Genomic DNA, 15438 nt, shown 5'->3' on the forward strand with positions numbered 1-15438 from the left:
GCCTGCTACCGGGCGCTCCGGCGCTTACCCGGACGGGACTCTCACCCGTTGGAGACGTGCAGCGCAAGACCGACCCTCGAACCGGTGTCCCGGCCGTTTGGTCGATCTCCTCACGACGCACCATGGGGGCATCGTACAGGAAAATGCCCTCCCGAGAAGATGCGCGCGCGAGGGCAAAAGATGCTTCCGCTTCGGGCACGGGATCCATTACGCTCGCCGCGATGCCCTACAAAAGCCTCTCTGCACCCCGTCGCGTCGAGTCCCTCGACGCGGACGTCCGCGGCGCGGCCGCGGTCGACAATCCAGGCCTCGTGGCCATGGTCTCCGCCGCGCCCGCGCGCCTCGCCGTCGTGCCGATCGGCAGCGGTACGAACAAGACGGTGAACCTCTCGTTCGGCCAGGGCGACGAGGTGGCGATGCTGTCGCGCGACGTGGCCCTCGTGCGCAGCGAAAACGAGGTGTGGGCGGTGCTCGACATCCACCACCGCGCCAAGCTCGAGCGCGTCGCGGGCGACGTGCGCTCGCTGCGCGGTCGCCCCTCGGGAGAACACGCGCTCGCGCTCACCTGGGACGGCAACGCCATCCAGCTCTCGGTCTCGGGCAACGAGGTCGAGGCGCGGCCCTTCGCGCTGCGCGGAAACGTGAAGGTCGCGGACGTCGGCGCCGTGGACACGACGGTCGTCGTGGAGGTGCCCGGCGGGCTCGAGCTGCGCATGCACCCCGGCCCGACGCCGGAGCCCGGCGCCAACGGGCGCGTGGGCCTGCCCGCCGAGGCGAAAAAGTTCGACCGCCTGAGCAGCGGCGCGGCCCTGCACGTGCTCTACAAAAAGGGCGACAGCGCCGCGTGTATCGTGACCCAGCGCGGCGGCCGGCTCGCCACGAAGATGGTCGACATCGGCGTCCCGATCACGTGCGCCGCGGTGAGCGAGACGAGCCTCGTCGTGGGCTTCGCCGACGGGCGCGCGGCGCTCTTCGACGGCGCGACGCTCGACGCCGCGGGCGGCGGGCCGATGACCCCGACACACGCGCTTTCCCTCGGCGCGCGCGGCGAGCCGACGACGATGCTCATCACGAACAAGGGCTCGGCCTGGGTATGGGTCGGGACGAGCGGCGGTGAGGTCGTGCGCGTGTCGCTTCCGCGGAAGTAATCGTTCCGGGCGCCCGCGCGTCCGTCGCGGCGCACCTCGTCTCTCCCCCCATCCCATTCTCGTCTCCCCCGACACCGCGATCCATCCCTGATCGCGTGTTTCCTTCAGGAAACCCCCGCTCCCGGGGGAAAGTCTCTGCATGACGCGGACATGCGCCGCTGCCCGGACGACCCGGGCCGACGGCGACCGACCGCCCAAAAAACCTCGCGCCGAATTCCATGGTTTTCTCCGCGATCTCGGCTCGCCCGGTTTTGCAGAGACTTGCAAAGCTACAGGTCTGGAACACATTACGGCCCGACCGGCGGGGCCATGAAAGGACGCAACGTCCGCGACGCTGATTCGGCAGCGGGCGCAAGGGCTTCGTGCGTGCGCCGCCGCGCGCCCTCGGGGGGGCGTGGGCCATACCTACCTTTCTTCATTTGATTGGAAGGCACCATGTCGAAGCAGGAGGCAGCGAACATCGTTTCGGTGGGGGACGTCCTCGCCGGGAAGTACCGCGTGGAGAAGGTGCTCGGGATGGGCGGAATGGGCGTCGTCGTCGCCGCCACGCACCTCGACCTGCGCGAGGTCCGCGCCGTGAAGCTCATGCGCCCCGAGGCGGCGAGCGATCAGTCCGTCGAGCGATTCCTGCGCGAGGCGCGCGCCGTCGTCCGCCTGCGCAGCGAGCACGTCGCCGAGGTGTACGACGTCGGCCGCCTCGACTCCGGCGCGCCCTACATCGTGATGGAGATGCTCGAAGGACAGGACCTCGCCGTGATGCAAAAGCGCCGCGGCGCTTTCCCCATCGAGGAGGCCGTCCTGTACGTCTCGCAAGCCTGCCACGCGCTCGCCGAGGCCCACGCCGCCGGGATCGTCCACCGCGATTTGAAGCCCGGAAATCTCTTCCTCACGCGCCGCGCGGACGGATCCCCCTGCATCAAGGTCCTCGATTTCGGGATTTCCAAGCATACGAGGCCCGAGAACGACGACCCGGAGATGACCGGCGCGCGCGACCTCATGGGCTCCCCACTTTACATGGCGCCCGAGCAAATGCGCTCGGCGAGCAAGGTTTGCACGCGGGCCGATGTGTGGGCCCTCGGCGCCATTCTCTATAAATTGCTCACGGGGCGCGCGCCGTTCCAGGCGGCCACGGTCCCCGAGATCTTCGCCGCTGTCCTGGCCAAGCCCGTCAAGCTGCCCTCCGCCATCCGCCCCGACGTGCCGCGCGGCCTCGATAACGTCGTGCTTCGTTGCCTCGACAAACAGCCGACCCGCCGGTATGCCTCCGCGATGGATCTGCTCGCCGCGCTCCGGCCGTTCGGCCCCTGGGACGTGACGCGGGAGGAGGACGAGGACGCGACCCGTCTTTTTGCTCCCGCGCGCCGCAGCAGCATTCCACCCGGCCGGCTGCGGCTGGTCACGCCGCGAGAAACACTCGAATCGGTGCCCACGATACCGACATCGCCCTCGAAGCCCCCGCCGGAGACACCACGCATGCCGAGCCGTCCTGCGCTCATGCTGGTCGAGGAGCAGGCGCCCGCGCCCGAGATGGCCGAAAAAGACGAACGAAGCATGGGGCCCTGGGAGGGGTCCCCAGCCAAACCCGCGTCGCGGCCGGCGCGGCTCGTGCTCGTCGCGGGCCTGACCGCGCTCTCGGCGCTCGCCGGCGCGGGGGCCGCGGCGATCGGCGTGCAATGGCCCGGCCTCATGGGCATGCCGCAACGAACCCAGGAGTCGCGGGCCCTCGGCGTGCATGTGCCCTTCACGACCACGCGGGAAGCGCTCCCGATGCCCGCGGCGCAGCCGCCCGCGCCCACGGCCGCGGTGACGCCTGCGACGAACGAATTGGATATCGAGATCACGCCTACGGAGGCCGTCGCCCCGACCGCCTCCGCCTCCGCCTCCGCGTCCGCCGGCGCGGGCCGCGCGCCCCTGCGAAAGGCCGCCACCCCGACGTCCACGGCGGCGAGCCCTGCCAAACCCACGCAGCCGGCGCACAGAGGTTACGACCCCTTCACGGGGCGCCATTGATACGGGGATCGAAGGAGCTTCGACATGAGGTCCGGGACGCAAAAGGGAGCCGCGCTGCTCACGGCGATCGCTCTCTCCACCACGATGACGGCCGCCCGCGCCGAGGAGCCCACGTCCGCGCACGAGCTCGACCCGGTCGAGCGCGCGGAGGTGCTCTTCACGCGGGCGATGGAGCTCTCGGCCGAGGGACGCGAAACGGAGGCCTGCCCCATGCTCGAAGAGAGCCTCCGCCTCGATGCCGCCATGGGTACGCGGTACAGGCTCGCGGAATGTTATGAAAAGACGAACCGACGCGAGGCCGCATGTCGGCTCTACACGGAGGTCGCGCGCGAGGCGCAGCGCGCCGGCATGAGCGAGCGGGAGAGCCGGGCCCGCCTGCGCGGCGAGGCGCTGTCGGCGATGCTCGCGCGGCTCGTCGTCTGGGTGCCGAAGGAGGTCGCGGAGACGCCCGAGCTCGAGGTGACGATCGACGGCAGGCCGCTCGATCGCGAGGCCTGGACCGGGGATCCGCTCCCGGTCGATCTCGGCGAGCACGTGCTCGAAGCCATGGCGCCCGGGCGAAAGCCCTACCGTCGCGTCGTGCCCGTGCACGACACGTCCGTGCCCATCGAGCTCAGCGTGCCCACGCTACGCGCCCAAAACGAGGCGCCCAAAACGAGGCGCGCGGAGGTCACGATTCCCTCGACGAACAGGAGCACAGAGACGGAGGCGCCGAGCGTGCGTGCCACGGTCGCGCTCGTGCTCGGGCTCGGCGGCGCTGGCGCGCTCCTCGCGAGCGCGGGCATCGCCGCGGCGGCGCTGGCGACGGGCGGTTTGTCCGAGCCGGCGCGCGGCACGTCGGCGGTCGGCATCGGGATCGGCGGCGCGAGCCTCGTGGCCGCGGGCGTCCTTTGGCTCGTCACACCTCCGGCAAAGGCGAGGCGTGAAGGCGGCGCGGCGATGGCCATCGTACCGACCGTGGGCCCGCTCGGCGGTGGAGCTTCGCTCCTCGGACGATTCTGAGGCGCTCGTCCTTCCCCCGCGACGAGCCCCTTTGGTACCCTCCGTCGGCAACGATGGATTCACGGAGGGATTTGTCATGCGAAACCTGACCCTGTCCGACGTGCGCGCCGGGCTTTTGGACCTGTTCCATCACCGCGACGAGGCGCTGAACACCACGCAGACGGGCAAGCTGTATGGCCCGATCCTGGCCGCCAAGCGCAAGGCGATCGAGCACCTCGAAGACGCGGGCGGCAGGCCGGTCGGGGATCTGACCGAGGCCGACGCGCACCACGACGGGCTCGGCGCGGCGATCTGGCATTACACCGAGGCCGTGCTCTCCCATCCGTTCGTGCCCGAGGAGCGGCGCGCGGCCGCGCGTCGCATTCGCGAGGCGTTCATCCGGGACCTCGGCGTGCTCAGCGACAGCTACGCGGAGGAGGCGGCCGCGGCGAAGCAGAACCGGCCGAAGCTCGCGGAGCTCGAAGCCGATCTGCGCGCCGCCCCGACGCCCGATGGAAAGACGCTCTACGACTGGGCGAGCGCGTTCGTGGACCACGGTGACAAACTCGCGCAGCTCCTCTCGACGCGGGGGCAGGCGACGGGCTTCGAGTATTTCCGCCAGCAGACGGTGCTCCGCGTGACCACGATCGGCCTGCTCGGCCGTTTCCGGGCGGCGCTGCGCGACGAGCTGGTCGAGCACCCGGACCTGCCGCGTGACCTCGACGAGCGGATCTTCGGCGGCTTCGACGAGCTCACGCAGAAGCGCGCCGAGGCGAAGGAAAACGCGCGCAAGTAAAGGGAAGAGGCGCTCAGCCCTTCGGCGCGACGAGCTTCGCGAGGTCCCGCGCCTGCTTGGCGTATTCGGTTTTGCCGAGCTTGTCGTAGCCCTTGGCGAGGTCCTCGTAGATCTCGACCATTTCGGGGGGCTCGGGCTTCGTGAGGATCGCGCTGTTCAGCTCGAAGATAGCCGAGTTTTGCCGGCCCGTGCGCGCGAGGGCCTTGGCGTAGAGGCGGTGGACCTTCGTGTTCGAGACGTCGACGTAAATCGCACTCTCGCCCACCTTGACGGCCTCGTCCCAGAGCCCGCGCTCGGTGAGCAGCTCGAGCAGGCGCACCCATACACGCCGGTCGTGCTGATCGAGCAGCGCGAGCCGCCGCAATGCGTCGAGCTGCCCGGCGACGTCCTTTTCCCCCTTCGCGAGGTCGTAGAGGCCCTGGAGCGGCTCGGCCTGCGAGGGGTCGAACTTGAAGGCGGCCTCGAAGGAGGCCTTCACCCGCGCCTTGTCCTTGCGCAGCTCCGCGAGGTCGGCGGCCTTCATGCGCATGACGTAGCCGTCGTGGCCGTTCGCCACCATCTTGTCGAGGATCCGCGCCGCCTCGTCGAGCTTCTTTTCGCCCATGGCGAGGCGCAGGCGCACGTAGTTCCCGTCGGGCTGCTTCGGATCGAGCGAGAGCGCCTCGTCGAGCACCGCGAGCGCCTCCGGCTTTTGCCCGTCCGCGAAGAGCGCGAGCGCGAGCTGCACGAGCTTCTTCGGGTTTTTCGGATCGGTACGAAGCGCCTTGCGCGCGTCGTCGAGCGGCGGCGCGTGCAGGTCCGGCACGTATTGCTTTTCGTAACGCGAGAGGCGCTTCTTCAGCCATTCGCGGAACTGCCGATCGACCTCGTCGTGCGGCACGCCGAGCGCGCCCTTGATGACGTCCGGCGTGCGTTCGCCTTTGCCCCAGCGCGGCAGCATGGCCGCGACTTTGTCGAATCCGTATTTGTCGGCCATGAAGACGACGAGCTGGCTCGCCGCGAAATAGGCCATGGTCACGTCCTCCACCGAGTCGACGTGGGTGAAGGCGCGGTTGAAGCCGTCGAGCGGCGGGATACGCCCGCCCTTCAGCGCGGCGAAGAGCGCGGGGTCCTCCTCGCGTTGCCATTCGGGCCGGCGAATGATGGTCTCGTACTCGCTGAGCCCCTCGGTGAACCAGCGCGGGACATGGCTCTTCGAATACTGGATCGCGAAGACATGCCCGAGCTCGTGCCAGAGCACGTTGCCCCAGTTGAACGGGCCCGCCCCGGGCGAGAGCGCCGCGAGGGATTGGCCGAAGCAGACGCCCTGGATGCCGACGTTCGGCAGGCCGCTCGTACGGATGCTGAAATGCTCCGAGTCGGCATAGAGCTCGATCGAGACGGGCATCTTCGGGGTAAAGCCATACCGCTTCACCATCGAATCCCACGCCTCGTCGAGCATGCGCGGCACGTACCGCTCGAGGACGGCCTTCTCTTCCTTGTGGTAACGAATGCGGAAGCGCGTGCCGTTCGACGCGACGTACTCCCCGGGGATCGTCTTCTCGAACAGGTTCAGCGTGTTGTAGGCGCGGACGTTGAACCGATCCTTCTTCCACGACTTGCGGAGGGCATCGAGGCCGCCGTCGTCGTCGCCGAGGCGGATCTTGTTCAGGCCGAGCGTCGCGAACGCCTTCATGTCCTGCGCGTCGACCTGCGTGGCCTCGTCCATCATGCGGACGATGTCCTCGTACCGATGCTCCCACTCGGCGTACTCGGCGACGATCTGAAAGAACGCGGAGTACTCGGGGCAGAGCGAGAGGACCTGCTTCTTCGTGGCCTCGTAGCCCGCGAGATCGTCGGCGAGGAAGCGCGTCGCCGCCTTCATCGAGAGCAGCTCCAGGTTCGTCGGGTCGACCTCGAGCCCGCGCTTGACGGCCGCGTCGGCCGCCGCGATGTCCATCGTGCGCAGCGCGAGGCCGGCGCGGATCACGTACGCGGAGGTGAGGTTCGGGTTCACCTCGAGCGCCTGCTTGATCTCACTCTCGGCCGCCTCGAAGTCCATGGCGTTCTCGAGCTTGACGCGCGCCATGGCGACGTGGACGTGTGGATCCTTGGGCGCGAGCTTCTGCGCGGCCTTGACGGACTGGCCCGCTTCGCCGGGGTTGTACTTGTCGAGGAAGAGCTCGGCGCGCCAGAGCAACGTCTCGACCCGCGTCTTCGCGCCCGCCTTCTCGGCCTCGCCATACGCCTGGTTCGCGTCGTGCGCCGAGCGCAGGAGGTGCGCCGCGCGGCCGACGAGCGAGAGGCCTTCGGCGTCCCGATCGTTGATCGTGTCGTCGTTGTACGCCTCGACGATCCTGCGCAGCGGCACGCTCGCCGCCCCGCGTTTTCCGCTACGGATCAAGAGTTCGCCGAGCACGAGCCGCGCCCTATGCGCCGTGTCCTCGTCCGCGACGTCCTTCACGGCGTCGATCGCTTCGCTCACCTTCCCTTGCGACGCGAGCGCCTCGGCGATGAGGGGAGCGGCCTCTATCTTCGCGTCCTTGCCGAGCGACGCGGCGCTCTTCGCGGTCTTCACCGCGTCGGCGTAGCGGCCCTGCAGGAGCGCGAGGCGCGCCTTCTCGACGAGGGCCTGCGCGCGCTCGGGCCCGGACTTGACGGCGTCGAGCTCCTTCTCCGCGGCGGCGTAATCGCCCTTCTGCGTGAGGATCGCGGCGCGTCCGAGGACCTTGCCGGATGCTTCGTCCGCGAAGGATCCGGCGGGCGCGAGCAGGGTGGCGGCGAAGAGGGCAGCGAGGAAAGGACGGTTCGTACGCATGTTCGTCGGGCCGGAAAGGCAGGTTCTTTCTTACGACGCGGGCCGGCCCCTTTCCAGGGGCGACAGAGAGCCAGCAGACGAGCGGGGGCGCGAGGGCTCGACGTCGCTGGCTTTTGGACCGAAAGAAGTCTAGGAGGAGCGGCGCCGTGGGTGTGAGGGCATGCGAAACGGAACGCGCGCAAGAGCGCGAGGGCGCGCACGAGGACACGCGCCGGACGTCGCGACGCGTCAGCGAGCTCGTCGACCAGGGCCTCGTGGCGCGCGGGGAGATGGAGGCGCTCGAACGGGTCGCAGAGCGCTTCAGCGTCGCCATCACGCCCGACCTCGTGGACCTCGTCACGCCGGGTGATCCGAACGACCCGATCGCGAAGCAGTTCCTGCCGAGCAAACGCGAGCTTCGGATCCTGCCGGAAGAACGCGTGGATCCGATCGGCGACGATCCGCACACGCCGGTCAAAGGGATCACGCACCGCTACCCCGATCGGCTGCTCCTGAAGCCGGTCCACGTCTGCCCCGCGTACTGCCGCTTCTGCTTCCGGCGCGAGAAGGTCGGGCCGGGCAGCGAGGTGCTGTCGCGCGAGGAGCTCGCGGCGGCGATCGACTACGTGCGCGCGCACGAGGAGGTGTGGGAGGTGATCCTGAGCGGGGGTGATCCGCTGATCCTGCCGCCCCGCAAGCTCGCCGAGATCACCGCGGCGCTCGCCGCGATCCCGCACGTGCGGATCTTGCGCGTACACACGCGCGTGCCGGTGATGGATCCCGGGCGCATCGACGCGGCGATGATCGCAGCGCTCCACGTGCCGGACCTGACGACCTACGTCGTTTTGCACACCAACCATCCCCGCGAGCTCGGTCCGAAGGCGCGTGAGGCGTGCACGCGGATCGTGGACGCGGGGATCCCGATGCTCTCGCAGACGGTGCTCTTGCGCGGGGTGAACGCGGACGCCGAGACGTTGAAGGCGCTCTTCCGGGAGCTCGTCGTTTTACGCGTCAAACCGTATTACCTGCACCACGGGGATCTGGCGGTGGGGACGGGGCATTTCCGGACGAGCATCGCGGAGGGGCAATCGATCCTGCGCGAGCTGCGGCAAAACTTGTCGGGGATCGCGCAGCCGACCTACGTGCTGGATATCCCGGGCGGGTACGGGAAGGTGCCGATCGGCCCGGGGTATCTCGGGCCGGAGGGCGAGGACGGGCGGCGGACCGTGGAGGATCCGTGGGGGCGGCGGCATGTGTATCCGCCGGGGAGCGGGAAGACGGGGGGCTGAGATTTCATGAAAGTCGGCATCGTCGGGGCGGGCATGGTCGGGAGCGCGGCTGCGTATGCGCTCGCGATGCAGGGGATCGCGAGCGAGGTCGTGCTGGTCGACAAGGACGCGGACCTCGCGCTCGCGCAGGCCGAGGACATTTCGCACGCTGTGCCTTTCGTGTCTGCGACGACGGTTCGCGCCGGCTCCTACCGGGATCTCGACGGGACCTTCGTGGTGGTCCTGGCCGCCGGCGTCAACCAGAAGCCTGGCGAGACGCGGCTCGAGCTTTTGGGTCGCAATGCGGCGGTCTTCCGTGAGGTCGTCGGCGAGGTGCTCGCCGTCTCGCCCGACACCCTTTTGCTGATCGCCACGAACCCCGTCGACGTCATGACCCACGTGGCCACGCGTCTCTCGGGTTTGCCGGCGCGTCGGGTGATTGGATCGGGGACCATCCTCGACACGGCCCGGTTCCGCAGCCTGCTCGGCCGGCACCTCGGCATCGCGCCGCAATCGGTGCACGCTTATGTGCTGGGGGAGCACGGAGACAGCGAGGTGCTCGCGTGGTCGAATGCACGCGCGGGCTCGCTAGCGCTGGTCTCGTTCGCGGATCAGGTCGGCAAGCCGCTCACCGAGGAGGTCCGGGCCGCCATCGACGACGGTGTGCGGAACGCTGCCTACAAGATCATCAAAGGCAAGGGCTCGACGTATTACGGCATCGGCGCGGGGCTCGCGCGTATCATCCGGGCCATTGCGCTCGACCAGCGGGACATCCTTTCGGTCTCGATCGTGACGCCGGAGGTCGTAGGCATCCCGGAGGTCGCGCTCTCGATCCCCCGGGTGATCGGCGCGGCGGGCGTGCTCTCGGATCTGATGCCCGAGCTCGACGTCGCGGAGGTATCTGCGCTCGTACGCAGCGCGACGATCTTGAAGGAGAGCGCGGATTCCGTGCCGCTTTGATCGCGGGATGGAAGGGGGCAGGAGGGGAGCGGGCGGCGTCGGTGATCGACGCGCCGCGCTCCGGATCCAGCGCGAAGATGGGGGGTTCGTCAGGCGGGGCGTTTCAAAGCGGGCGCGTCAGGTCTCGCGCGGGGTCTCCGCGGCCGGCTCGCCTGCGTTTTGCTGGTTCTTGCGGCGGGTGGCGACGCCCTTGTCCGCGTATTGCGTTCGGTACTGGATCGCGGACTCGAAGGTCGCGAGCAGGGCGGGCTTGTTCTCGTCCTTCGCGGTATCGAGGACGGTCTTGGCGAGCCTGCTGATCAACCCCTCGAGTTTGTCCTCATAATAGGCCTCGCTCTCCCGGAGGACCTCGGCGAGTTTGTCGGCCTCGGGGCGCTGGGCGCGGATCTGCTCCAGGGTCTGCGCCGTCTCGACGATCTCGGCATAACAATCCGGATGGATACGCGCCGCATTGCCGTGCTCGGGCATGGCGGCGGCGAGGTCGGCGAGGACGCCGGTGCACCCTGGTTTCGAGCGCTTGAGCTTCGGAAGCTCGCCTTGCTTGACGTCGACGAGCTTGTTCTTGAACGGCATCGCGTCGACGATTCCCTTACCTGTATACTTCCCGATCGCATTCTCGGACATGGTCATCCTCCTTGTGCAGGGGAGTGGGCCCTGTGTGCGCGTTCGACGCGCTCGTCAGCAACGGCTTGGGTGTTCGTCGACATGCTCGACGCGTTCGTCGGCAACGGCTGGGGACTCCGTCGGCATGCTCGCCGCGCTCGTCGGCAACGAGGAGGGGCTTTGTCGACGGGCTCGCCGGGCTTGTCGGCAACGGTCGGAAGCTTCGTCGACAGGCTCGCCGTGGCTGCCGGCAACGGTCGGAGGCTTTGTCGACATGCTCGCCGTGGTTGCCGGCAACGGCTGGGAGCTTTGTCGACATGCTCGCCCGTGGTTGCCGGCAACGGCCGAGGGCTCCGTCGACATGCTCGCCGGGCTTGTCGGCAACGGCTGGGGTCTTTGTCGACATGGTCGCCGCGCTTGTCGCCAACGCCCCGGGGCTTCGTCGACGGGCTCGTCGTGGTTGCCGGCAAGGGCCGGGGGCTCCGTCGACACAGATCGTGAAGGTCGTCGACGTGCCGGCCGGTGAAAGTCATCCGCCAGGCCCGAGAGGACTCCCGCTCGCGACGCGAAAGCTTTTGATGGTTGCGCGCATGGTTGATCCCAATCCCGTCTTTCTCGTACGGCAATGACATGGTCGGCGGGCTCTTCGAGATGGCCGGCCATCGGCCGGCCATCGGCCGGCCATCGGCCAGGGGCGCCTCGCGGACCTGGAGGGTGCTCGGTTGGACGGGAAATCGCGGGGAAACCGCGGTGCGATCCGGTCGGTACGAAGGTTGCTGGGTCGCTGCCGCGGCGCCGGCTCCGCCGGTCATGTTTTCGACACGAGCCACATAAGGAAGCCTTCCATGAAACAGAATTCTTCACGTCGCGTGTTCCCCTTGGCGATCTCACTGCTCGGGGCCGTGTTTGCGCCCCTGGGGTGCGCGGCCGATGACGGCGCGCCTCTCGACCTGGAAGAGGAGGTGTCCGAGGCTCAGCAGGAGCTCGTGTCCTTGGGGCTGTTCGTCATCTCCAACAACACGATCTGGAAGCGCGGCGCCATCGGCCCCGGAACGGGCAACGACTGGACGGGCCTCGTCGCGGACGTCTACGGGGTCACGGGCATGGCCGTTCACGAGGGCGAGCTTTACGTCATCGCCAGCAACTACCTCTACAAGCGCGAGTCCCTGAGCTCGGGGAGCTGGGTCGTGGTGGGCGAAGCCTATGGCGGCACCGCGCTGGCCTCCTTCGACGGTTCGCTTTACATGACCACCTCCAACGGGCTCTTTCTGCGCGGCGCCACCGGCCCCGGGACGGGCAATGACTGGACGTACGTCGGCGAGGCCTACGCGGTCACGGCCATGGCGGCCTACAACGGCTCGCTGTATGCGGTCTCCAACGACGCGCTCTGGAAGCGCGGCGCCATCGGCCCTGGGACGGGCAACGACTGGTCCTATGCCGGCGACGCCTATGCGGTCACCGGCATGGGGAACTACAACGGCTCGCTCTACGTGGCCTCCAATAGCGCTCTTTGGAAGCGCGGCGCCATCGGCCCTGGGACGGGCAGCGACTGGTCCTATGCCGGCGACGCCTATGGGGTCACGAGCATGGCTGCCACCCCGAAGTGCCCGAGCGGGCAGACGCTGGTGAGCGATCTGCTCACCTGCGTGACCCTGACGCCGTGGGCGAATCAAACGGAGCTGCCGGCTGGGAGCAAGATCGCGATTCGCCTGCGGAGGGTCATGACGAACTATTACGGGGGCTCGGAGGTCTGGACGAAGTGGATCGGCGTCTCCGCCTCCGACAACCAGACGATCGACGCGGTCGACGTGGATCTGACGAGCCGCAACATCTTCACGGCGACCACGTACCGGCCGGGCGGCCAGCCTTACTACGACCTGCCCTGGTACAACATGCTCGCCTCCAATGGGAACTACGTGGGCGGGAGCAACGACGGCACGGGCAGGCTCCTTGCCAGCCACGATCTCGCGAACGCGGGCATGTTCGGCCGCGGGTGGAACAGCAGCCAGGCTTCGGAGTTCATGCTCGAGCCCTACCCCTGGGGCCAGCGCGACGCCTGGCTCAACCGGGTGAAGACCCAGGGCGGATACTACGAATTGTGTCTGAGCCCGTTCACGCTCGGCACTGCCCACATCACGCAGTGGCTGAACGGCGGCTATCCGAACTACGGCTGCTACGTCAGCGGCGACGTCGACTATTTCGTCGTGAACTGAGGGGGGAAGGCCGCGCGGAAACTCACGATCCAAGCTGAATGGTGCGAGGGCGTTGAAATGGGAGGCGTGATCCTGCGCGCGCGCTGAAACGCCCTCTGACCCCATGGTGGATCCAGAGGGAACTGTGCGAATCCGGGCGAGCCCGGCGAAGGGGTCCGTGAAGGGGCGCTTCTGTCCGTGCGGGTGGGGAGGGCGGATCAGGGTGCTACCGCAGCATGTTCCAGCGTGGCCCGCTCGAGTTCCAGCCCAGGGACCTGTTCGGATCTTCCGCACGAGAGGCAGACGAGTACGTCGTCGATCAGACGGTATCGCTCGGGGGCGACGGAGCAGTGGCCGCAGGGTCGGGGCTGTTCGAATCGAAGAAAGACCTTCTCGGCCGGAGTCCACGGCGGGAGCGGATCCGGGATTGTCGGCGGCGTGCTGCCCATCGTTGCCAGGCGACAGTCCATGACGATGGCATCGATGGACCGAGCGACCCAGAACCATCTGGCACCTCCGCGAAAGAATCCGAGGCGCGCAAGAGTGGCTTCGTCGATCTCGAAGGGCTTCGCGAAGGAGTGTGACGGTGCGTGAAGCCGGAGGGTCGAGACGACCCGCGGCGCGAGGTAGTGCCCGTACGTAAACGGAGTACGGCGATGCGGCCAGAGCACGGAGAAGCCGCCCGCCGTGATGCGCGTGTGCGCCCCACGAGCTGTCGCGACGATGCTGAACATCTTCCGGTCGGCTGCATGGGGCTCTCCGACGGCAATTCCGGCGAACGCCGCGAGGGCCCGCTCGAAGGACTCGGCAGCCGTTTCATCACGGTTCAAGGCAACCCTCTCGTCTGGCGAACGATCCTTGTCGGGTTCATGGGTGCGTGGGTCAGTGCTTTCACGGCTTGAGGATTTCCTTGTCGAGTTTCTTTCCGATGGCGCGCAGGCGTGCATTGAGCTTCCGTCCTCGCACGGGAATGGCGTCTGCAAGTGCGGGCTGTAGCTTGCTGTAGAGCGGCGCTACGGCAAGAACATCCTTGTCCGTATACAGGTCGGCTCGGGCGGGGAGCAGATACCGCGGGGGCGCTCCGTAGCGAGCCGGCAACAGCGCGCGTTTGACTTCCGCTGCGCTCGTGACATGCGCGATGAACGCGGTGGCATCGGGCAAGCACGTCTCGTCGCAGGTCGTCGAGATGGTCAGCATGTCTACCCACGCAAAGGGATGCGACCCCTTGTCGGAGAGTGGAAGCGGCTTCATCTCGATGTTCTTGAGGTCGAGGCACTCACCTTTGCGACAGGATTCGTGCTCCTCCAACGCGATGTAGTACAGACGCTCGGAGTATCCCACGAGGGCTCGACCACGCTTTCTCGCAAATTGTCGCGCGTAGAAGCCGGTTGCCTCGTGATAATCGGAATCGCGGCACATGCCTGTATCGCAGAGATTGATGGCTCTCTGAAGATTTGCGGTCGCGCTGCTGAGGAGGTTTGTGTCGAGCAGATACGGTTCTGCAGCGGACAGGTCCCCGAGCTCGTCAAGCGTGGCATCGAGGTACAGTTCTCCCAGGGTCGACTTGCCCTTCGCGTCGACCAGAAGTCCTTGATCCGGCGAATGCTTGGCTCCTATCAGCGACTCGATATCTTTTAGCGTGGCTGCGCTTCCGAGCGGGTCACCCGATCGATAGAAGAGGAAGTTCGTGCAGGCCCAATGGGGCAAGCCCCACCACTCGTTCTTGGCTTTCGCGGAGTTCTCCGCCACCTGAACCATGGTGTTCGCGGGGGGCACCAGTTCCTTTGGAAGCGCCTGGATGCGCTTCTGGTCGATGAAGTCAGCCAGGAAGACGCCGTCGAGCTCGTAGACTTGTGCGTTGGTATTTGTGATCGCCTGGGGCTCGTCCTCGTTGTAGTAGTTGGCGGAGAGGTCGATGATCTGCAGGTCGACGTCGGGGTGGGCGCGCTCGAAGCTGTGTTCGATATCGAAAAAGAGGCTCTGCGAATCAGGCAGGAAGGGGTAGAGGGCGACGGTCAACGTACGTCGAGGAGCAGGGGCACAGTCTGCCTTCGCGTTCGCCCCGGCGGCTGGGGTCGCCGCCGGCGCGTCGGGAGCGGGGGTCACCGTGGGCGCACATCCGAGAAGGAGTGCGAATACGGCTGTCAGGGCAGTGCTACGGATGATGGTGGATGGCATGACGTCTCTCCCGTCTCAGTTTCCGTCGGTCGAACGATCATCTGCTGTCAGTTCCGAAGCCCTTCGTCGAATCCATCGGCTTGTTCGGCGCGTGTGCCCAGCTCATCGGGTCCGAAATTCGGCAGCGAAAAAGCTCGCTGCGGCCGCGGTTATTTCGCTCGTGCTTTTAGCACGGCATGCTCCGCCAATAGCAGCAACCGTTTGCCAGCCATACTTGGGCGCATCGGCTACCCACGCGGCGGTGCGTGCCGCCCACGCGGCCTCCTTTGGGGGCACCCTCCACGCTGCCATTGCCTGGTGGGCCGCAGCCGACATGGTCTCCGCTGCAGCATCCGCGTGCTGCTTGCATGGACACGCGGCCCATGCCTCGGCCGCCTCGACCGCGCGGAGCGGCTCCGCGGTATCACCTCGCCCACCCCCGTCCTGACGCCCCGTGTCCCTCGTGCCCAGGCTCCCCGCCGGAAGGAGCCTCAACATGTGTACGGAACAACAAGCGGCAGCCATTCGTGCGGAGGTCTCGCGTATC

The 15438-nt window shown here is 67.6% G+C and carries 11 protein-coding genes; 7 read left to right on the forward strand and 4 right to left on the reverse strand.

The window, feature by feature from the left end:
• The first annotated feature begins 221 nt into the window (after positions 1 to 221).
• The 4 genes from E8A74_RS49885 to E8A74_RS49900 all read left to right on the forward strand — a co-directional run bounded on the left by E8A74_RS49885 (position 222) and on the right by E8A74_RS49900 (position 4935).
• Positions 222 to 1148 (forward strand): hypothetical protein, encoded by a 927-nt coding sequence (locus E8A74_RS49885; protein ID WP_136936266.1) that lies wholly within the window; start codon positions 222 to 224, stop codon positions 1146 to 1148.
• 435 nt (positions 1149 to 1583) lie between these two features.
• The gene (locus E8A74_RS49890) at positions 1584 to 3158 is read left to right on the forward strand and encodes a serine/threonine-protein kinase (RefSeq protein ID WP_136936267.1); all 1575 of its coding nucleotides are present in this window, start codon (positions 1584 to 1586) and stop codon (positions 3156 to 3158) included.
• Between the two features lie 24 nt (positions 3159 to 3182).
• Positions 3183 to 4160: a hypothetical protein gene (locus E8A74_RS49895; protein ID WP_136936268.1), complete on the forward strand. Its 978-nt coding sequence runs from the start codon at positions 3183 to 3185 to the stop codon at positions 4158 to 4160.
• 76 nt (positions 4161 to 4236) lie between these two features.
• On the forward strand, positions 4237 to 4935 hold the full coding sequence (locus E8A74_RS49900) for a hypothetical protein (RefSeq protein WP_136936269.1): 699 nt from the start codon (positions 4237 to 4239) through the stop codon (positions 4933 to 4935).
• Positions 4936 to 4948: 13 nt separating this feature from the next.
• Here E8A74_RS49900 and E8A74_RS49905 read toward each other — a convergent pair whose 3' ends face one another.
• Positions 4949 to 7732 (reverse strand): tetratricopeptide repeat protein, encoded by a 2784-nt coding sequence (locus tag E8A74_RS49905; RefSeq protein ID WP_136936270.1) that lies wholly within the window; start codon positions 7730 to 7732, stop codon positions 4949 to 4951.
• Positions 7733 to 7884: 152 nt separating this feature from the next.
• Here E8A74_RS49905 and E8A74_RS49910 point away from each other — a divergent pair, with 152 nt between their 5' ends.
• Together E8A74_RS49910 and E8A74_RS49915 are read left to right on the forward strand one after the other, a co-directional pair.
• Positions 7885 to 9000, forward strand: coding sequence for a lysine-2,3-aminomutase-like protein (locus tag E8A74_RS49910; RefSeq protein WP_420814242.1), 1116 nt, complete (start codon positions 7885 to 7887; stop codon positions 8998 to 9000).
• A 6-nt stretch (positions 9001 to 9006) separates the two neighbouring features.
• Positions 9007 to 9939, forward strand: a complete 933-nt coding sequence (locus E8A74_RS49915) for an L-lactate dehydrogenase (protein WP_136936272.1) — start codon at positions 9007 to 9009, stop codon at positions 9937 to 9939.
• Positions 9940 to 10056: 117 nt separating this feature from the next.
• On the opposite strand, the gene E8A74_RS49920 is transcribed toward E8A74_RS49915, so the two are convergent.
• The gene (locus E8A74_RS49920; RefSeq protein WP_136936273.1) at positions 10057 to 10563 is read right to left on the reverse strand and encodes a hypothetical protein; all 507 of its coding nucleotides are present in this window, start codon (positions 10561 to 10563) and stop codon (positions 10057 to 10059) included.
• 824 nt (positions 10564 to 11387) lie between these two features.
• On the opposite strand from E8A74_RS49920, the gene E8A74_RS49925 reads away from it, so the two are divergent.
• Positions 11388 to 12755: a hypothetical protein gene (locus E8A74_RS49925; protein ID WP_136936274.1), complete on the forward strand. Its 1368-nt coding sequence runs from the start codon at positions 11388 to 11390 to the stop codon at positions 12753 to 12755.
• A 197-nt stretch (positions 12756 to 12952) separates the two neighbouring features.
• Here the strand turns inward: E8A74_RS49925 and E8A74_RS49930 are convergent, their stop codons facing one another.
• Complete coding sequence (locus tag E8A74_RS49930; protein ID WP_136936275.1) at positions 12953 to 13564, reverse strand: hypothetical protein; 612 nt, start codon at positions 13562 to 13564, stop codon at positions 12953 to 12955.
• A gap of 61 nt (positions 13565 to 13625) precedes the next feature.
• Positions 13626 to 14753, reverse strand: coding sequence for a type 2 periplasmic-binding domain-containing protein (locus tag E8A74_RS49935; protein WP_136936276.1), 1128 nt, complete (start codon positions 14751 to 14753; stop codon positions 13626 to 13628).
• Between the last annotated feature and the right edge of the window lie 685 nt (positions 14754 to 15438).

Source organism: Polyangium fumosum, assembly GCF_005144585.1.
GTDB classification, from domain to species: Bacteria; Myxococcota_A; Polyangia; order Polyangiales; family Polyangiaceae; genus Polyangium; species Polyangium fumosum.